Genomic DNA, 18,662 nt, shown 5'->3' with positions numbered 1-18,662 from the left:
ATGAGGTTGGCCCGGTCCGGGTCATTGGCGGAAGCGGCTTCGGCACGGGGTGGCTGTGGCTACCGGCAACCCTCGGATCTAGGAACCGTGATCAAAGCTTTCCCGTCATGCCCCAGACCCACGACGGCCGATCAACACCGGCCCATCCAGCCAGCCAGATCTGTATCGTGGAGTGGTCGTGATGTTTATGGGTACGGCAGTTGGCGATGGTAGCGAAGTGGTTCGGGTCGAGTTGTTGGCAGGAGTCGAGGAACTGGGCCGCGAAGGTCGTGAAGCTTTCGTTGTGACCTGGGTGGTGTGTCGATAGGCACCCCGGCCCACTTTGCGCCAGCTGCTTGGGCGCTGTTCGCGATGCCACTTGAGCCGCCGCTGGCTGTCCTCGGTGCCTGCGCGGCGTGCCGCGCCTGCGCGGGGCTGTCCGACGGATTCGGTAGCGTACGTCCCTGTGACAGCTTCCGTGCTTGCCGAGGTCGCCGCTCTCGACCTGGCTGCCCAGGATCTGCCGTTTCTGGTCGACGTGTACCGGCTCGGCGAGGTCGAGGAGGTCCGTTATCTTCCCGACGGGTTGATGAACCGCAACTGGCAACTGCGTACCGCCGGTGGCGCGTTTGCGCTGAAGCTGCTGTTGGACGCGCCGGTGTCGACCGTGCGACGCAATCTGAGCGTCGCTGCGTCGCTCGCTGCGGCCGGTGTACCGGCGTGTCCGCCGGTGCCGACCCTCGGCGGTGACGTCGTCGCCGAGGTGGATGACCGCGCTTACAGCCTGTTCGGCTGGCTGGAGGGCGAGCACGTTGCGGGTACCGGATTGTCGGCCGGTCAAGCACATCACCTTGGCGGCGTGCTGGGCAGGCTGCACCGCGAGCTCAACGATCCGGGCCTGCGGAGGTGGCTGCCGGCTTCCGGTGCCGTCACTGCCACGGTGACAAATCCCGGCGAGGCGGTGGCCGAGGCTGACCGGTATCTGCGCGCCATCGACGCGTTCGCTTCGGCTACACCGTTCGACGTCCAGACGGTCGAGCTGCTGCGGCGGCGCAAGGCGCTCATCGCGGAGTATGGGCATCTGCGCCCGGCCACCGATCAACCGGCCGGCCCTGCCGGATACACCCATGGTGACCTTCAGCATCGCAACATCATCTGGCGTGACGGGGTAGTGGCCGGAGTGATCGACTGGGATCGGATCAGGGTTCGCCCGTTCGGCGAGGAGATCGCCCGGACCGCCACGCTGCAGTTCGGTGGTGAGACGGGCGAGTTGGATTTGGAGCTGGTGGCCGCGTTCGTCGCCGGGTACCGTGCCGTAGTCGCGATCAGCGATGCCGAACTGGCCGACGCGGTGGACCGCCTATGGTGGAAGCGGGCCTCGGACTTCTGGCAGCTGGTCTTCCACTACGACCGAGGCGACCACTCCTGTGACCACCTGTTCTTCTCCGGTGAGACGTTCCTGCACTGGTGGACGGCAAACCGGGGTCAGGTTCGCGACGCCTTCGCGGCGCGACCCTGACCCTCGCTACTCGCAGGGCGATGTGCTCGATCCTCCGGAGCGGGACTGGAGGCGCTACCGGGTCCGCGCTGGACGAGGCTAAAAATGGATCATGGATCGGATGCCTTGGCGTGCTTCGGCGTCGGCCATCGCCTCGTTCACGTTGTGCAGCGGCCTGCTGCTGGTGATGATCTCCTCGCTGCGCAGGATGCCTCGTATCGCCAGATCGGCGTAGCGCGGGATGTCGAAGCGAGTGCGCACCGATCCCATCACGGTGCCGGTGATCCCGCGACCGTGCCGCAACAGGGCCGCTGGCAGGCGAATTTCGGCACCGGGCGGCATCATTCCCAGAACGGTGGCCTGCCCACCGGGGCGCAGTACGGCGAACGCCTGTCCGGCCGTCTCGGCTAGGCCGACCGCCTCGATCGCGGCGTCGACGCCGCCGGGCGCGATCGCGAGAACTTGCTTGGTGACGTCGCCGTCGGCTGGATCGATGGTGACGGTGGCACCGAGCTTGGCGGCGATCTCCCTGCGGTGCGGCTCCAGATCCACGGCGATCGTCTCGGCAGCGCCGCTGATCCGTGCGGCCTGGACGGCTGCCAGGCCGACCCCGCCGCAGCCGAACACGGCCACTGTCGACCCCGGTGCCGGGTGGGCGACGTTGAACACCGCCGCGAGACCGGTGGTCAGACAGCAACCCAACAGCGCTGCGGCGTCGAAGGACAGCCCGGCGGGCATCGCCACGAGTGCGGCCTCGTCGACGAGCATCAGCTCGGCGAACGCGGAGACACCCAGGTACTGGCGCACGAGCCGCCCGTCGATGGTCATTCGTGTTTTCTGGCGCTGCTTGGTGCCTGAGTCGGTGCAGTAGACCATGCGTCCGGTCAGGCAGGCAGCGCACCGTCCGCAGAAGGTCTGATCACACACGATCACCCGGTCGCCGTCTTTGAAGCCGCTGACTCCGGCACCGACGGCCTCTACAACACCGGCGGCCTCGTGCCCGAGCACGGTGGGTACGGGGAAAGGCATGGTGCCGCGGGCAAAGTGCAGGTCGGTGCCGCAGATCCCGGCCGACACGGTGCGCACCAGGACTTCGCCGTACGCGGGCTCGCTGAGTTGGATGTCTTGTAGCTGGAAGGGCTCGCCGGGCTTGTGCATCACTGCGGCGCGGCAGATATAGGTCATCGGTGGACCTCCTGGGGCGGTGGGTCAGGAACGGTGGGTCAGCACGTGAACCAGGGCCTGGCCGACCTGGGCCATGTAGTCATCGGCGGCCACGGTGGGGATCTTGAGGATGAGGGTGCTGCGGCGTGCTTGCCGGTAGTGGGGGAACGCGCCGGGGTCTGGGGGCCGCCATGGGCTGTGTTGTAGGTGTGGCCAGTAGCGGTGCAGCAGCGCCGGAGTGTGCAGCAGCGGGCTGGCCAGCCAGTCCGGGTAGATGCGCCGTACGGGGATGCCTTGCGCGGTAAAGGTTTCGTGCAGCGCTTCAGCGTCGGCGCCGGGCTGAAGAAGCCGTAGCGGGGTGCCGTACCAGCCTCGGACGCCGCCTGGGCCGGGGTCGGGCACGGCGATCGGGGCGGCGTGGTCGTGCAGTACGTCACGCAGGATCGCGAGGTTCGCCTCGGAGGCCGCCATGCGTTGTGGGAGGCTCGCCAGCTGCTGCCGGGCGATGACGGCCGACAGAGCAGGCATCCGGTATTTGTGTGCGGCGCCGGTGTCGGCGGTCGCCACCAGTTCGGGCAGGGTGAGCTCGGCCTGCAGGCGGTGAGGATGGTGCCCGAGGCTCATCGCCCGTTCGTAGACGGCCTGGTCGCCGGTGGTCAGGATGCCGCCCTCGCCGCCGGAGACCGACTTGGCCTCCTGCAAGCTGAAGCATCCGGCGGTGCCCCAGGAGCCGACTGGGCGGCCGGCGTGGCGTGCCCCGTGGGCGTGGGAGCAGTCCTCGACCACAGGGACTGCGGCGACTGCGGTCAGTGTGTCCATGGCGGCGGGCAGGCCCCAGGCGTGCGTGACGAGCACGGCGCTGACGTCGCCCGTTTCCGTGAGCGCGCATGTGTCGAGGTTGGCCGACTCGGCCGCGACGTCGGCGAATACTGGGAAGCTCCCGGCCTGGAACGCGGCGGTGATCGGCGAGATCCACGTCATCGGTGACATGAGCACGCCGGCGTCGGGACGGGCACCGACCGCGTGTAGGGCGGCCTTGAGTGAGGCGGTGCCGGAGTTGAACGACAACGCGAAGGCGGTGCCGGCTACGGCGGCGAAGGCGTCCTCGATTGAGGCGGTCGCCGGGCCTCGGGTGGTCTCCGACAGGTGTCCGGTGTCGAGCAGTTGCAAGACGGCTGCACGCTCGGCTGGTCCGTACTTCGGCTGCTTCGGGAACGGAAGTTTGACTAGCGGAGCGGTGGCGGTCATCGCGGCCCGCCTGCGGGGACGACCCGTACGGCGTGTTTGATCGCGTCGTGTTCGGTGCGGTGCAGGTGTGCGCCGCTGCCGCCTGGGGCCGGTGGCAGGGACAGCCAGAACACGCGCAGCTCTTCGGCGACGGCGATCACGTCGTGGTCCAGTCCGGCGGCGGTGAAGATGATGTCTCCGGCCGTGATGTGATGCTGCTCGTCGCCGACCTGGACCGTGCCGGTTCCTGCGGCGACGAGCCAGAACTCGTCGAAATCGTGGTAGTGGCGGTCGAAGGTGGCGGTGCCGTCGGAGCGGATGACGAACATCCCAGCTGATTGGACCGGGCAGCCTGGCGGTCTGCTGTCCGGGGTGATCCGCTGGCGGGCAGCGGTGTGGATGACGGTCATGCGGTTCCCTTTCACATCGGTGGTGCGGATCAGATGGCCAGGCGCGGGATCGCGCGCGGAGCTCCGTGGTCGAGGTCGTCGAGGTCGGCGGCCAACTGCGCGGCGCGTAGGCGTACCGTTTGCGGGTTGCCCTGGCGGGCGTGCCAATGCAGCAAGGAAGTGGCGATACGCAGGCGGTATACGGTGAGGCGGTAGCGGATCTGCAGGCTCGGCGGTTGGTCGAAGTAGCCGTCGAACAGCGCGGTGGTCAACTCGGGCGGCTCCTGCAGCGACCAGCCCGCCAGGTCGGTCAGCGGGTCGGCTCCGCGCACGCTCTCTAGGTCGACAAGTCCGGTGACCCGGCTGGCGTCGGCGATGACGTGCCGTGCGGCCCAGTCGCCGTGGACCAGTCGCGCGGCAACACCGTCGCAGTTCCTGGCGTGCTGTATCAGGGCGCGGCGCGTCCGGGCCTCCAGCGCCGGCAAGCTGACGCCGGCGATCCGCGAAGGAATCGCGCAGGTGCGGCCGCCGAGTAGCCAGCTGCGCATCGACGGATGTCGGCCGTGTCCGTCGGCGTCGAGCTTCCCGAACCCGTCGACCGCGGTTGCGTGGACGCGGCGTAGCAGCCGGCCGGCCTGCCGGGCGACGGCAGTATCTGCGGCGGCCAGGTTTACGTCGCCCGCCGGATCGGCGAGCGGCAACCCAGGGCACCGGGTCTCGACGCAGCTGTGCTGGTCGAACCAGAGAATGCGGGGCACGGGGACGCCTGCCGCCGCGAGGGTGGCGCTCGCCCAGGCCGCGACGTCGTACCGTGCGGCCTGGTGCCAGCTTAGTTTGATCATCACTGGGCCGTGGGCGGTGGTTGCCGAGTAGAGCCGGTTGTCCGCGCCGCCGCACAACAGGGTCAGCCCGACCCGGTCGGCTGCCGGCTCTGCCCTGGCCAGCGCGGCACGAGCTGCGGTGTAGGAGTCGCTGCCGATCATGACCGTTCCCAGGCCGGGGCGACCGGGGCCGGGCGGCCGGTGCGCGCCGAGGTCAGCGCCGCGTCGAGTAAAGCGATCGGGGCCAGCGGCGGCGGTGCGGCGGTTCCGGCGTGCAGCGCGTCGACCATCGCGTCGATGCACAGCCGGTATCCCGGTGGTGTGTCCGGCAGGTGGATCGGGCGATCGCTGTCCTGACGGCCGGCGCAGGCGGTGACGGTGCCCGCGCCGTCCCAACGGGCTGCGAATTCGTGTGCTTCGACCCGCCAGATTCCATTCGCCGGGGTGCGCAGCTGCGGCCCGGTGTACCCGACGCGGTAGCTGGCGAGAGAACCGTCCGCGAATGTGACGATCATGGTGGCGAGGCCGCCGTGAGGGCCGACGAACCCGATCGGCGTCTCGGTACAGCAGACCTGCACCGCAGGTGCCGGCACCAGCTCGCTCAGCTGGTCGAACGCGTGCACGGCTAGGTCGGTGGTCACCGGCAAACTTGTCTTGCTGCGAAACCCGGGGTCGGGCAGGCTGACCAGGACGTCTCCGGTAACCATGAGCGGTCCCTCCGTAGCCTGGCGCAGCAGGTCCCGGAACTGCAGGAACTGGCCGTCGCGGGCACGGTTGCGCATCACTGCGAGCAGCAGGCCGCGCTCGGCGGCCATCCCGGCCAGCATGCTGGCATCGGCGAGGCTGGTGGCCAGCGGCTTTTCGGACAGCACATGCAGTCCTGCCGCCAGAGCGCTGCGCGACACGGCGGCGTGCAACGCCGGTGGCGTGAGATTGACCGCCACCTCGGCGTCAACGGCGGCGAGGGCGGCCGCCAGGTCGGGGAACCACCGCGTTGCCACGCCGGGTTGCCGAAGATCCAGCCGTTGCGCGGCCGTGGCGTCGGGATCCACGAACGCGGTGACGCGGACGCGGGGATCGGCGCTGAGCGTTCGAAGCCACCGCGAGGCGATCGCGCCGCAGCCGATGATGACCGTGTTCACGTCGTCGCCTCGACCGCCGCTGGGGCTTGCCCTCGCGCGACGCGAGCACGCAACCGCTCGGCCTGCTCGGCGACGGCCGAGGTGAGGTCATCGAGTCCACCGGCGCTGTCGAAGCGGATCACCGTCGGGGAGATCGGACCGGAAAAATAGGCGTTGAACCCGGCTGCGAAAGGCGGCGCGTAGAAGATGCGAGGCATCGCAGTCCGCCGGGCTGCCCGCTGTTCGATGACCTTGGCCGGGGCGTGCAGCAGCACCGTCATGTCCGGCACCACGATCGAGCTGGCCAGCACCAAGGCGCGACCGGCGGCGTCGGTGTCGAAACCGCGAAGGCGGCCCACGGCGTGGGAGTGAGCGAGCAGCGTGTCAACTGTCCGGTCGAGGATGACGTCCCGGCCCTGATCGTGAGCCTGGATCGCCAGTCGTCGCCGCTGCGCCTCGATGTCGAGAAAGGCTGCCAGCGCGGCCATCTGTTCGTCTGCGGTCGTCGCCGATGGGGCGGGAAGCTGGCTGGGGTCGGCGGCACAGTGGTAGTAGCAGGGAATCACCAGGGGGTTGTGCAGCCGCTGGGCGAGTTGGGCCGACAGCGTGGTCTTGCCAGTACAGCTCACCCCCTCAATCCCGATGATCACGGCTATCCTCCTCGGACGGTGGGACCGTTGTGTTGCGCCGGTTTGTTTTCGGCGACAGCGCGCCGTCGCCTCGGGTAATCCGGTCCGCCACCGCAGCGATCGGGCCGGTGGAGCGCAGCAGGTAGGCGGCGAGAACCTCGATGGACTCGCTGGCCTGCTGCCGCACGGTCAGGTGCCGGCCCTCGGTACCGGCGAGCATCCGCACGGGGGTGACTGTGCCCAGCCACAACGCCGCAGCGGCCAGAACGCGCACCGGTGGGCGGAACCGGCCGGCGGCCAGCACGAGGCACGCCGCAGTAGCGGGACCGGCGGCGAGCCACGCCAGCCCCCGGTAGGCCGCCACGGTCAGTACGGCCGCGTGTTCGGCGGTGGTCCCGACGGCATCGGCGCGCGCCCGCGCTGCGCACCGGGGGTAATCCAGGTAGTTCTGGAACCAGCGTCGTCCCTGGGCGATAAGGTCGCGCACGTCCTCCGGTGCGTCGGCGACCGCCAGTCCTGGCACGCAGTCCACTGGGATGCCTTCGACTGTCAGGCGGTATCCGAACGGCAGATCGTCCAGGACTGTGTAAGTCGGCAGGCCACCAAGCCGGGCAAAGACATCACAACGCACCAGTAGCCCGTGGCCGACTGTCTGGGCAAGGCCCCGCATCGCCGCATCCAGCAGCGGCACGCCTGTGACACGCCGGGTCGCCCACGCGAACCGGCGGAAACTGGGGACCTCGCGGCGCAGCGTCCACAGCGTCTGCACCCGGGCCGCGCCGCGACAGATGGCCCGGTCGGCCCAGCTCGGACCGGTGCCAGCGGTGGTGAATCGGGCAGACTGCTGCACTACAGCCGGAAGCTGCCCATCGGCGCTGGCCCGTGCGGCGATGAACGCCAGAGTGCGCCGCATCAGGCTTTCACTAGGGCGGGAGTCGACATCGTAGACAGCGATGTAGCCGACCGCATCGTTCCCTAGGCTGGCTGCGGCGTGGTTGACCTGGGCTGCCTTGCGGCCGTCCCCGTCGAACTGGACATGACGCACGTGCGCTGGCCACAGCAGCCGGTCGAGTTCCTCCTCAACGACGTGCGCGGTCAACGGAAAACGCTGAAGGACCTCCCTAGCCGCAGCCTCGGTCAGCACCCCGCTTTGGGTCTTGGCTGCGGCACCTACCAGATCGTGCAGCTCCGCGTCACACAACTGGGGAAACCGGACCGGGGTGATCGACTGCGCATGGCAGCCCGTCAACAACCGGATCATGTGTTCCCGCTCGCGCTGCTCCCGGCCGGTGCTGACGATGGTGAGCGTCGAGCCGGAGAACTGGTCCAACAGCGGAACGAACCACTCCAGCGCCGGGCGGATGTGAGGCTGCTCGCGCAACACCGGGATGACGACGTGGATCGGAATCGGGGGTATGCCGTCGCCGTCGCCGTCAGCTGGCCTGGCTACGGCGGCGAACTTGAGGGTGCTCCGCAGGTTGAGGGCACCGATGGTGTGCCGAGTCAACACTGCGGTCGCCAGCCAGAATTCCGGCCGTCGCCACAGACTCCGGCCGCTCATCGGCTTGCTTCTGAAGTGGCGAGCAGGAAAGACCGGTAGCGCTGCAGCGCCGGGCCGGCCGGGTAGCCGGGAAGCCACGGCTTGTCGCTGCCCGCGAAGTGGAGCACGGCCGCGGTGTGCTCGTCGTCGAGCAGTTGCGCAAGCGGCATCACCGGCTCGGTGTCGGTGTGGACGAAGCCGGGCTGGTCGACCAAGGGGGAAAGCACGAAGGTGTTCCACCGGCGGTCCAGCCGCAGCCACTGATCGTCAGCCGCCACGTTGAGTGCGTCCTGATCCCAGAGTCGTACCTCGTCTGGGAAGTCGGCCAGGAACCGGGCCGCCCGCTCGAACAGCCCTGTCCTGCGGCACTGCCCGAGGTCCATCAGCATGACGCCGGAGTTGAAGTAGTCCCGCCCAGCGGGTACGCCCAAGCGCCTCCATCCGGGCAGGGCGATTCCGCCGCCAACCAGCGGATTTCGCGGGTCACGCACCGCAGCCAGCGCCGCTCCGTGTAGTGGCCGGCGCAGTAGCGGCCGCAGATCGGCGACTGCGAGCACGTCGGCGTCAAGGTAGAGGATCACACCATCGAGATCGAGAAGCTCGGCGAGCTGCAGGCGGAGATAGACCGCCGGGCTGACCCAGCCGGACACAGGTCCGGGCGCAGTGATGCCATCGGCGGCGACGAGCCGGATCGGTAGGCCAAGCTCGTCGGCGACGCGGGTCAACGCCGTTCGGCTGCCCTGGCTCAGCCGGTGATGCACGACCAACAGGTGCAGCTCGCCGACGGCGTCGGGGTGCGCGGCAGCCAGCGAGCGCATCAACGCCTGCAATGGCGTGGCGTAGCCGTCATCAATCGCGCAGACGATGGGCGGCAGCGGGGCACGGCCGTTCGATGCCGCAGGAAGGGGTGGGGAAAAGACAGTGGTCATAGTGCGCCTTTCGTCGCAGAACTGGTGTCCCGCTGCGCCTGTACGAGAATTTTCGACAGTGATTCGACGATCGCCTCACTCTGGTCGATTCGCAAATAGAACGACTGTCGACCTTCGAAATCACCCAATTCCAGCCTGATGAAGTCGGTCGGCTGCGGGTCCTCCGGATAGCGCACCAGTTGGACTGTCACCTCCGTGCCGGGCTTCTTCGGTGGCGGGTTGCAGATGTACTGGCGGCTCCAGTGGGCCGGTGGCGCCGACGTGGGGTGAAACTCAGCTGGACCGGCGACGGTGCACTGGTCTGGATCACACCACACCGGGTGGTCCAGGCCGTCTGAAGCCGCTGGGGCGAGTCTGTCCAAGATGTGACCCTTTCTATTGCTGAAGTGGCGCTGGAGACAAGTAGGTCACACCACGATTGGAGTGCCGGTAGATGTGGGCTGGACGGTGTGTGGACGACGCGGTAACGGCGGGTCAGTGACGCCACCGTCGATCCCCACGTCGCGCGGCATGACATGTCGCGGGAGAAGTGAATCAACCGCAGTCCCGCCGCCAGGACCAAGAACGAAGGTCACCAGAACTGCGAGTCCTGAACTTGTGTCGACGACGCCCGGCCGCCACTGGCCGGTGCGGGGCGCCCATACCCAAACCGGATCGTTCTTGCGATAGGTTCCAGCGTCCACGATTTGATCGGGCCGGCGCTGATTCGGATCAATATCGGGGAAAGGGGACGACATCATCGCTCCTCAGCCACTTTGCTAATGGTCAATCAAGGGGGGCTCGGCGGACACCGCTCGTGGCCTGCCCGCCGCCACGCCCTCCCCGGCAGCGACGGCGGGCAGGAGTCAGATCCGCCAGATGTAAGCCAGTTCCTCCGGGACCGCCCCGACCCGCACGGCCACCAAGGCCAGCATGAACAGCCCTGCAGCCTCCGTTGGATCAAACACGCTCTCGATCGGGAGTAGTCCGCTGTCGTCCAGCGCGTTATACGTCTGCCGTTCCACCGCTTCCGCGTCAACGGGACTCAGCCGACAGCCGCAGGGAGAGCGATAGCACCGCCTGCCACCGATCGATTCCAGGGGTCGCAAAGAGAGGTCACAGGAATCGCAGACCAAAAGTCCGTTGAGTGGGTAGGGCAGGTCTGCGCGAGCCGAGTAGCCCACCCGCGCAGGAGGATCTTCAGTCGGTGATCCCTGACCTGGCGTCGACTTCGTGGCCAGAGGGCGGCGGCCGAGGCCCGGTGGCGTCGATAGCTGCGGCGGGGAGACCATGGCTGCGGCTTCGACGTGGCTGGTGGTCGCTGGTGCAGCCAGCCTCAACCCACGGCGTTCCGCGCGGTCGGGTACCCAGGAAGCAACGGGGACAGCGTGAAGATGGCGAGCTGCTTCCGCATGCATGGTGCCTCCACCGAACTCGACCGGATATGTGCTCGGCACGCAGCCGATTGACGCACTTCAGAGTGATCGCCATCAACCATCGCGTGCCGTATGTCCACGATCACGGACAGTCCTAGACTGAGCAACGCTGACTTGGCAGTAGGCTTGGCAGGAGACTTGCCAGGCGACAAGCCGCTGACCTGCCGGTTTGCTTGAAATCCGCTTCGTCGGTCCGGAAATATGCGGCGGGGCCGGGCTACGCTGTTGCTGCACACGATGTTCACCTGCGCCACGTAACCTGCTGCCTTTCTGTCGTACGGAGGTATCCCGTGATCAGTCCGTACGTCCGCCGCCGGAGACTTGCTGCCGAGTTGACGCGGCTGCGAGAAGAGCATGCATACTCCTCTGACAAGTTGGCAAAAACTATCGGGGTCGCGCGTCAACGGATTAGCCGCCTGGAAAATGGACATGTCGCACCTGATCTCGACGAGATCATGCGCATTCTGGCAGCTCTCGATGTCGGAGAAAAGCGCTGGACGCAGATCATGACCATCGCGCGCGAGGCCCAGGAAAAAGGATGGTGGGAGAAGTTCGCTAAAGAGATGGGTCCGCGCCAGGCGCTATACGCCAATCTTGAAGCCGGAGCCTGCTCCATCAACGAGTATCAGATGACGCTGCTGCCTGGCCTACTTCAGATTCCGGCCTTCACCGAGGTCCGGGCACGAGCCGACCGCGCCACCTACTCCGCCGACTTCGACCCAGCCCGCGCACTGGAAGCCCGCGCCGCCCGGCAAAGGGTTCTGGAGCGACCGGGGGGACCAATCTACGAGGTGATCGTGGATGAGCTAGCAGTCCGTCGGTTCGCCGCACCACCCGATGTGGTCCGCGCCCAACTTGACCACCTCGTTGACGTCGGACACCACCGAAATCAGGTCACCATCCGGATTCTCCCGCTGTCGGCTTCGATCGAAGGATACGCGGTGCCCCGTTCGCCGTTCTTCACCTATCGCTATCCCGACCATGACGATCCAGTCGTTGTCGCCGTCGACACCGTCACCTCGGATCTCGTCCTCACGGATCCCACTGAGGTCAACAAATATCTAGATCTCTACCGGCGGTTACAGGAAGCGGCGATGACATCCGCAGACAGCAGAGACTTCCTCGCCGAGGTGGCAGAGGGCTTGGTTCATATGACAGGGAGCAGATGATGAACTTCACCATTTTCACCAACTGGCGTAAGTCAAGTCGAAGCGGAGGCGGAGACAACTGCGTCGAAGTCGCGTCCGCCGCGACCGGCGTCGTCGGCGTTCGCGACTCAAAGAACCTCACCGGTCCGATCTTGGCGTTCACCGCAGCCGAGTGGGGCGCCTTCACTCATGGCGTTCGCCTGGGCGAGTTCGACAGGTAGGAGGTGGGCTGATCAAGCACGACGAGGCTGCGCCACGCGCCCCCAAGGGAATCCGCAGGGGGCGCGTGGCTCCCGGCCTCCCTCGGCCTCCCTCGACCCCGTAAGTCTGGAGCCGTGCTCAGCCACGCAATATGCTGACGACAGCGCCGTGCCGGCCGAGGGTAGCCGTGACGCGGCGGTATCGACAGCATCGAACCGGGGGAGGGCGCCATGCCGCCTCAACCACCACGGCGGAAGCACTCCGCTTCAGGCCTTGACCGTGACGCCCAGCAACCGAACGACCTCCTACGTGACGCCCGTCTGGGATGTCAGTCGCCGTCCGGATCTTCCCGCCCGATGTCTCGCCAGGAGTTGGCTGAGGCCGTCAACAACTACCTCTGGGACAAGCACCGGCGCCGCGTCGCCTTGGACGACACCTACGTCGGCAAACTTGAACGCGGCCGGCACCGATGGCCACAAGCTCTTTACCGCGAAGCATTTCGTGCCGTCCTCGGGGTGGCAAGCGATAAAGAGCTTGGCTTCTACATAGTTCGCTCCTCCTCGTCTCCACTCCCGAACCGGACACCCGGAAATGGTTCGTCTGCGGGTCTGGCACTGAGTTTGGTTTCGTCAGAACTGAGCGCAAGGCGCGACCAGGAAAACCGTGTCTCTTCAGGTGGCACTGCGCCCTACTTACTGCCTGAGCCAGACAAGATGCTTCAAGCGATTGAGGCAGCAAATGGCGAAGGGCTGCTGTATGCGGATCGCCTATCTCGATTGCAGGAGAAGGTTCGCGAACATGCAGCCAATGTTGCCACAATGGCGCCTGCGGACATGATCCGCCACATCACGCCGGACCTGATCGACGCAAATATGATGCTTCGGTATGCCCGGAACGTGGATGACGTTCAAGTGCTGAACGGCGTAATCGCCCGCTTCTCTGCCGTAGTCGCCGACGAATTCAGCGTGCTGGGAGACACCAAGCAAGCCTACTCCTGGTACGCCACGGCGATGGCCGCCGCCGATCAGTCCGGCGCAACGCAGCTGCAGGCCGCAGTTCGGGCACTCAGCGCGATGGTGCCGCTCTACAACGGACGGCAAGCAGATGCTGTGCGCCTCGCCCAGCAGGCACAACAGATCGCGAACATGAAGCCGTGCTTCCCTGTGGCGCTGGCATCGATGTTGGAAGCGCTCGCACGTGCCCGGCTTGGCGACCACTGCGAGGCGCGCGTCGCGCTTCACCGAGCCCAAGATTCACACGACGCACTGAATGAGACAGACCGTGCCGAATCCTTCTTCGGATTTTCCCTGCGCCGACGCCTGTTCTACGAAGGGCGAGTGCGCACGATGGTCGGTGAGTATGATGCGGCACAAAAAACCCATCGACAAGCCCGGCAACTCTACTCTCCACAAGTAGTTGGCGATCCCGCGATTATGAGCCTCGACCGAGCTATGGCGCTGATTGAAACCAATGAGCCCGAAGCTGGTTCGCAACTAATTGTCGAGACGTTGTCGAGCCTTCCCGTCAGTCACCGGCAAGGGATCTTCCTATCCCTCGCCAATCGTGTCTTTGCTGCAACCCCAATCGCAGCACGTAACCTACCAGGACCACGAGAATGCGCAGAACTCCTAGATGGAATGTCAAATTCTTAGCGGGTAGGCTGCACTGCGCTGGAGCGCCGACACCGCGGTCTTCTCACTCGCCGACGCCTTCGCTGAGGTACTGTTCCACCGCCTCGACCTTCCCGGTAAGCGCCCCAGAAACACCCGGTCGGTAATCGACCTTCACTACCGTACTTACCCGTGGCGCCAACGCAGCCACAGCCTCCACCGCCTGCTTGACCACTCCCATGACCTCATCCCACGTATCCCCCTCGACCAACGTGAACATCGCATCGGTCTGGTTCGGCAAGCCCGAGGCCCGGACCACACGGATGCCCTCAGCGACGATCCGACCCACGTCCTCGCCTACGCCCAACGGTGTCACCGAGAACGCCACCAGCACGGACATAGCCACTCCCTCCGCTGTGCTTCCGACTGCCCGCCCAGCGTAGAGCAGCGGGTCCCTGAACCCCATAGATCACGAACAAGCTTCCCCCTGTAACCCGAGCGCACGACCCCGTTCCCTTCGTGTTTCGCCAGCCCCGGGGCACCAGACCAGCGTGGACCAGAGTTGGCGACCGTCCGGAAGCTAAACCGGCACCACCACGAGTGAAGTGCTTCGACCGCTCGGTCGCAGTTCAGGACACCGTCGCCGTACCGCCCACAGCATCAGGGCCGGCTCCTGTCGTCTCCTGCTCTGCCCTGAGCACCTTCATCAGCAGTGATGCACGTTCATTGGACACGCCATGACCGTGCCTTGGTGCTCCGACACCTGACGTGCGGAGCGGGCTCGCATCGGCGCGCTGGCCAACCTGGCCCGAGACAGGAAGCGTCCCGTGGCCGCCAGTGCCGCCCGAGCGATCCGCGGCCGGAAGCAGGTGCGCCACTGTGCGCGCGTCCACCGGGCATGGGTTCGGATGCCGGGTCGCTCGACCGTCCGGGGGTGAGCCTGATGGCCCGGCCCGGCCCGCCGGTCGCGGACGGGCCGTGGATACCGGTCGGCCCGTCCGGTGTCGGCCCGGACAGCGGGCCACCGTCCGGGCCGGTCTGCGCGACCCTTCCGGGGACGAGCAGACGATCAGCGGACGGCCGCTGATCGTCTTCGCTGTGGTCGACCATGCCGAACAGCAGCTTGGCTGCAGTGATCATCGATAGCGCCGGCCACCCGGCCAACGCCTTGTCGATGGGGTCGTTGCCACCAACCGCGATGTTCGCGGCGAGGCTGGCCATCGTGCCGATCACGAGCCATTCAGGGGATCCAACCGGTCGGGCGACCCGAGCGGCGCTGCGCCACGAGGTACAGGCTTGGCCACGATCTTCAGCCCGTCCACACTGATCCGGAAGGCGGGCTGTGGCCAACTCATCGGCGCCCACCTCCTCGACGGAAGCGCGCACCGTAGCCGGCGCGGCCAACCCGGCGGCAGCGGCCGAGACGACAATCCCCGCTCGCATCGGCCAGCTACCGGCCCCACTATCCGACCAACTTGGGGTGTAAGCGGCGAACTAGTCTGTCGTACTCCGGGACAGGGCACCCGGTGTCAAGTCTCAATAGCACTCAATTGAGTTGACTGACTTCGATCAGTTTGGCGATGTTTCTGCTGGTCAAAAGGTATGTGGTCTCGTCGAGCATTAGCGCAGCTCGCAGAGTCCGACGGGTTGGGTTGTCTCGCGCTCGCCGGCCACTTTGTGGAGCGGATCGGGGTTCAGTTGGTGAGTCGTCGATGACTCCGTGTCGGACCGGGCAGTGAGGCGGGATGCCGGCTCCGTGGAGGCGAGGCCGCGCACCATGGAGTCCCGGTGGGATGGTGCAACCAGGCGTCGGCCACCAGGGCCGTTGCCCACCGTTGAGCTGGACGCCCTCCTGGCATGGCTTCTGCGGCCCTGGCGCGAGCCGCAAAGGAGTGGCCGGCGTCAGCGTCGTGGCCGGTGGGGTAGCGGTGGCTTGAAGGCCGGCGTACAGTCGTCTAGCCCTCGATCACATGTTCGAGGATTGGCGATCGCAATGGGATGATCGGTGTACGAGGTCGACTTTCTGCCAGTCGAGAATGAGAACCAGGATGGCGGTAAGAGTGGCGACGCGGTCACAGTCCGCTTCACTTGCGAAGTCGAGGCCCGCCATGTAGTTGTTGTGATCGATGGTGGGCGCGGTTACACCAGCGAGGAACTCGCCGACCACGTCGGCCGGTACTACGGGACCGATCGGGTGGATCTAATGATCTCCACACATCCCGACGCTGATCACCTCGACGGCCTTGCCGGTGTCATCGAACGACTGGACGTAAAGGAGTTGATGGTCCACCAGCCGCGGTTGCACGCCTACGACGTCTCGGAGTTCTCCAACTTGGAAGCGCTCGACGAGCTGCTCGCGGTCGCGCGGAGGCGCGACGTATCGGTGATCGAGCCGTTTACCGGCTTGTCACGGTTCGGCGGCCAGATCACGGTGCTGGGGCCGACGCAAGGTTACTACGAGGAGTTACTCCAGCAGCACCTCATTGATGCTAGGGCTGCTGTCCTGTCGGCCTCGGCTGGAGCATGGCTGATGCAGCGCGGAGTCAATCTGCTGGAGCGCTTGGCGTCCTGGCTTCCCATGGAGACCTTGACGGACGACGGGGTGACCAGCCCGAGGAATAACTCATCGGTGATCACCCTGCTGCGCGTGGGCGGCGAGCGAATGTTGTTCACGGGGGACGCGGGAATTCCTGCCTTGACCGCCGCAGCGTCCTACTACGAGACGATCTTCGGGCCATTCCCGGCGGCGCCACTCACTTTCCTCCAGGCTCCGCACCACGGCAGCCGTCGCAACGTCGGCCCAACCATCCTCAACCGACTTCTCGGATCCCCACAAGCGCCCCATGCCGCCATGTGCACGGCGTTTATCAGCTCGGCGAAAGCGGCGCCGAAACACCCCTCGCCGAAAGTCGTCAACGCCCTGACCCGGCGCGGATGCTTCGTGGCCGCCACTGAGGGCCGCACAATCTGTCACAGCAGCTGGGACTCCCCGCCTCGCCCCGGCTGGGCCGGTCTCAGCCCACTTCCCCCGCTGGTCGAAGACCTCGAAGACTGACCGTTAGCGATCTTGAGGAGATGCGGGTGAGCCTGCTGCAACTGGTCACCGACCGGTACAACCGGAAGGCCCGGTTCACGCCGGCCGTCCTGGTGGTGCTCCCGGTGATCGTTTACGCGATCTTCGCGGTACCTGTCTTGGTTACTATCTGGAGCAAAATCGCCGTCCTCGCCACGTTCTGCCTGCCGTTCGTCGTCTCGCAGGTGGTGAGGGACCGCGGACTTCGGATTCAGCCAGTGCTGTTCGAGAAGTGGGGTGGCCGGCCCTCCGACGCCCTGTTGCGGTGGCGTTCGGGGGAGGCGCAGACTGTCATCGCCCGGCGGCATCAGCTCGTCCGTAAGCACCTCGACATTGAGCTGCCCGACAAGGCCACGGAGATCGTGGATCCCGCCGAAGCGGACGCGGTCTACGCGATGGCTACCGATGCGTTGCGAGAGCGAACCAGGGACCAGAAGAAGTTCCCTTTGGTCTTCGAGGAGAACATCACCTACGGGTTCCGTCGTAACGCCTATGCCTGCCGTGTCCCGGCATGGGTAGTCTGCGGCCTCGCCGTGGCGGCAACGCTCGTGCTCGCCCGGTGGTCGCTTGTCCCGCTCGGCTGGAAGCAGCAGACGGGACTCATTGCCTTCGACGTTCTTGCGGCAATCGGCTGGTGGAATTGGTCCACCAGCGACGCGGTCCGCCGCGCGGCCGACAAGTATGCCCGCCAGCTGTTCGTGTCGCTGGAGACCTTGAGTACCGAGCCCACCCCGCCGCAGCCCGAGGCGGCGTGACCCGGGAAGGCCGTAACGTATACGCGACCGCCGAGGCCGAGGTCAGCTAGTCGATGGTGCAGATGCGCTCGCCCTTGTGGTTGTCGATCCAGATGTCGCCGTCCGCCCACACGGTCATCTTGATCGTGCCGTGGAAACGGGTGGACAGCACCGTTGCCCCGTGGCTCGCGTACTCGTCGGAGGCGTCCGTGCTGGGTTTCTTACCCACGGAACAGATCACGGCCTTCGGTGACATCGCCATCACGGCCTTCTCATGATAGCCGGATTCCCGGCCGTGGTGAGACGCTTTGAGCACGTCGCAGCCGATCTGGTTGGCGCCTGGCTTGTCGAGGACCGAGTTCCAGGCGGCGGACTCCGCGTCGCCTGGCAGGATGATGGTGCGCCCGGCGTAGGTGATCTTCAGGACGTACGAGACGTTGTTGTACTTGTCGGTGGTGTTACAGACCTCGATCAGCTCGGCGGTCGGCGACAGGATCTCGATACCGTCATCGTCCCAGTAGTCTCCCGTGTCACCACGGAGCAGATTGAGGACCTTGTGGTGCTCTTTGTCGAGCGAGCCGTTGCTCTTGGGTCCCCAGCCCTCACGTAGAGCCAAGTACGTCACCCAGTCTGTGTAGTCGTAGGGGCAATTCTTGAAGTTGTCCTCGTCGAGTTCCTTCGTGTGCGCAACGTCCCAGAAGTTTTCCAAGCCGATCTTGTCCTGCCAGAAGAAGCGGTGAAGGCCGCTCATGTGGTCAAGATCGGGATGCGTCTGTACGTACCGGAAGACCGATTTCCCGGGGAAGTTGGCCTTGAAGTAATCGGCTGGATCGACGAGTAGCGATTTATAGTAGTCTTCCCAGGACTTGCGTACCTCGACGGCCATCCGATAACGGAAATCCCAGGTCGACATGCCTTTATTCTCCGCGAGAGCGACCACATCGTCCTCGGGGAGGGTTTTGGTGTTGTTGATATCGATCATCATGATCCGACCGGAGGGAAACTCGATGATCGTGCAGTCACCGTGCCCGACGTTCAGAAAGTGGATCTCCATGGACATTCGTAATCCTTAAAGTGATCGTGCCGAATACCGTTCGCACCCTACTTTGGGCCTACGACATTCCGGACCAGCGAGTTGTTCTCACGTTTGGCCGCAGCGCCGGGTAGCGGCACAGCATGGAGAC

The 18,662-nt window shown here is 66.0% G+C and carries 18 protein-coding genes; 6 read left to right on the top strand and 12 right to left on the bottom strand.

The features are described 5' to 3' along the window. The first annotated feature begins 322 nt into the window (after positions 1-322). A complete protein-coding gene (locus tag ACFHWT_RS10980; protein ID WP_416594501.1) occupies positions 323-1,498 on the top strand; it encodes a phosphotransferase in 1,176 nt (391 codons plus the stop codon). Between the two features lie 78 nt (positions 1,499-1,576). On the opposite strand, the gene ACFHWT_RS10975 is transcribed toward ACFHWT_RS10980, so the two are convergent. The 10 genes from ACFHWT_RS10975 to ACFHWT_RS10930 form a co-directional block, all read right to left on the bottom strand. Next, positions 1,577-2,662 carry a zinc-binding dehydrogenase gene (locus tag ACFHWT_RS10975; protein WP_416594500.1) on the bottom strand — a complete coding sequence of 362 codons (1,086 nt, stop codon included), beginning with the start codon at positions 2,660-2,662 and terminating at the stop codon, positions 1,577-1,579. Between the two features lie 24 nt (positions 2,663-2,686). After that, on the bottom strand, positions 2,687-3,889 hold the full coding sequence (locus ACFHWT_RS10970) for a DegT/DnrJ/EryC1/StrS family aminotransferase (protein WP_416594499.1): 1,203 nt from the start codon (positions 3,887-3,889) through the stop codon (positions 2,687-2,689). Beyond that, positions 3,886-4,278: a cupin domain-containing protein gene (locus ACFHWT_RS10965; protein ID WP_416594498.1), complete on the bottom strand. Its 393-nt coding sequence runs from the start codon at positions 4,276-4,278 to the stop codon at positions 3,886-3,888. Before ACFHWT_RS10965 ends, ACFHWT_RS10970 begins: the two co-directional genes overlap by 4 nt. Positions 4,279-4,307: 29 nt before the next feature. Next, positions 4,308-5,240, bottom strand: a complete 933-nt coding sequence (locus tag ACFHWT_RS10960; RefSeq protein WP_416594497.1) for a phosphotransferase family protein — start codon at positions 5,238-5,240, stop codon at positions 4,308-4,310. Further along, positions 5,237-6,220, bottom strand: coding sequence for a Gfo/Idh/MocA family protein (locus ACFHWT_RS10955; RefSeq protein WP_416594495.1), 984 nt, complete (start codon positions 6,218-6,220; stop codon positions 5,237-5,239). Before ACFHWT_RS10955 ends, ACFHWT_RS10960 begins: the two co-directional genes overlap by 4 nt. After that, positions 6,217-6,849 (bottom strand): AAA family ATPase, encoded by a 633-nt coding sequence (locus tag ACFHWT_RS10950; RefSeq protein WP_278172127.1) that lies wholly within the window; start codon positions 6,847-6,849, stop codon positions 6,217-6,219. Before ACFHWT_RS10950 ends, ACFHWT_RS10955 begins: the two co-directional genes overlap by 4 nt. Beyond that, positions 6,833-8,335 (bottom strand): glycosyltransferase family 2 protein, encoded by a 1,503-nt coding sequence (locus tag ACFHWT_RS10945; RefSeq protein ID WP_416594494.1) that lies wholly within the window; start codon positions 8,333-8,335, stop codon positions 6,833-6,835. The genes ACFHWT_RS10950 and ACFHWT_RS10945 overlap by 17 nt, the downstream gene beginning before the upstream one ends. Before the next feature lie 50 nt (positions 8,336-8,385). After that, positions 8,386-9,297, bottom strand: coding sequence for a glycosyltransferase family 8 protein (locus tag ACFHWT_RS10940; protein ID WP_416594493.1), 912 nt, complete (start codon positions 9,295-9,297; stop codon positions 8,386-8,388). Next, positions 9,294-9,473 (bottom strand): hypothetical protein, encoded by a 180-nt coding sequence (locus ACFHWT_RS10935; protein WP_416594492.1) that lies wholly within the window; start codon positions 9,471-9,473, stop codon positions 9,294-9,296. Before ACFHWT_RS10935 ends, ACFHWT_RS10940 begins: the two co-directional genes overlap by 4 nt. A 669-nt stretch (positions 9,474-10,142) precedes the next feature. Next, a complete protein-coding gene (locus ACFHWT_RS10930) occupies positions 10,143-10,301 on the bottom strand; it encodes a hypothetical protein (RefSeq protein ID WP_416594491.1) in 159 nt (52 codons plus the stop codon). A 701-nt stretch (positions 10,302-11,002) separates the two neighbouring features. Between ACFHWT_RS10930 and ACFHWT_RS10925 the strand changes: the two genes are divergently transcribed. The 3 genes from ACFHWT_RS10925 (at position 11,003) to ACFHWT_RS10915 (ending at position 13,713) form a co-directional block, all read left to right on the top strand. Further along, a complete protein-coding gene (locus tag ACFHWT_RS10925; RefSeq protein ID WP_416594490.1) occupies positions 11,003-11,881 on the top strand; it encodes a helix-turn-helix domain-containing protein in 879 nt (292 codons plus the stop codon). Beyond that, complete coding sequence (locus tag ACFHWT_RS10920; protein WP_416594489.1) at positions 11,881-12,081, top strand: DUF397 domain-containing protein; 201 nt, start codon at positions 11,881-11,883, stop codon at positions 12,079-12,081. The genes ACFHWT_RS10925 and ACFHWT_RS10920 overlap by 1 nt, the downstream gene beginning before the upstream one ends. A 336-nt stretch (positions 12,082-12,417) precedes the next feature. Continuing rightward, the gene (locus tag ACFHWT_RS10915) at positions 12,418-13,713 is read left to right on the top strand and encodes a hypothetical protein (RefSeq protein WP_416594488.1); all 1,296 of its coding nucleotides are present in this window, start codon (positions 12,418-12,420) and stop codon (positions 13,711-13,713) included. 43 nt (positions 13,714-13,756) lie between these two features. On the opposite strand, the gene ACFHWT_RS10910 is transcribed toward ACFHWT_RS10915, so the two are convergent. Further along, positions 13,757-14,071, bottom strand: a complete 315-nt coding sequence (locus ACFHWT_RS10910) for an MTH1187 family thiamine-binding protein (RefSeq protein ID WP_278172118.1) — start codon at positions 14,069-14,071, stop codon at positions 13,757-13,759. A gap of 1,605 nt (positions 14,072-15,676) precedes the next feature. Here ACFHWT_RS10910 and ACFHWT_RS10905 point away from each other — a divergent pair. Continuing rightward, positions 15,677-16,726: a ComEC/Rec2 family competence protein gene (locus tag ACFHWT_RS10905; RefSeq protein ID WP_416594487.1), complete on the top strand. Its 1,050-nt coding sequence runs from the start codon at positions 15,677-15,679 to the stop codon at positions 16,724-16,726. Positions 16,727-16,752: 26 nt separating this feature from the next. Then, positions 16,753-17,499, top strand: a complete 747-nt coding sequence (locus ACFHWT_RS10900) for a hypothetical protein (RefSeq protein WP_416594486.1) — start codon at positions 16,753-16,755, stop codon at positions 17,497-17,499. A gap of 46 nt (positions 17,500-17,545) precedes the next feature. Here ACFHWT_RS10900 and ACFHWT_RS10895 read toward each other — a convergent pair whose 3' ends face one another. Then, positions 17,546-18,538, bottom strand: coding sequence for a ComEC/Rec2 family competence protein (locus tag ACFHWT_RS10895; RefSeq protein ID WP_416594485.1), 993 nt, complete (start codon positions 18,536-18,538; stop codon positions 17,546-17,548). Positions 18,539-18,662: the final 124 nt, after the last annotated feature.

Source organism: Micromonospora sp. LOL_021, assembly GCF_048060215.1.
Taxonomy (GTDB): Bacteria; Actinomycetota; Actinomycetes; order Mycobacteriales; family Micromonosporaceae; genus Micromonospora_E.
This window is presented reverse-complemented; position numbering and strand designations above follow the sequence as displayed.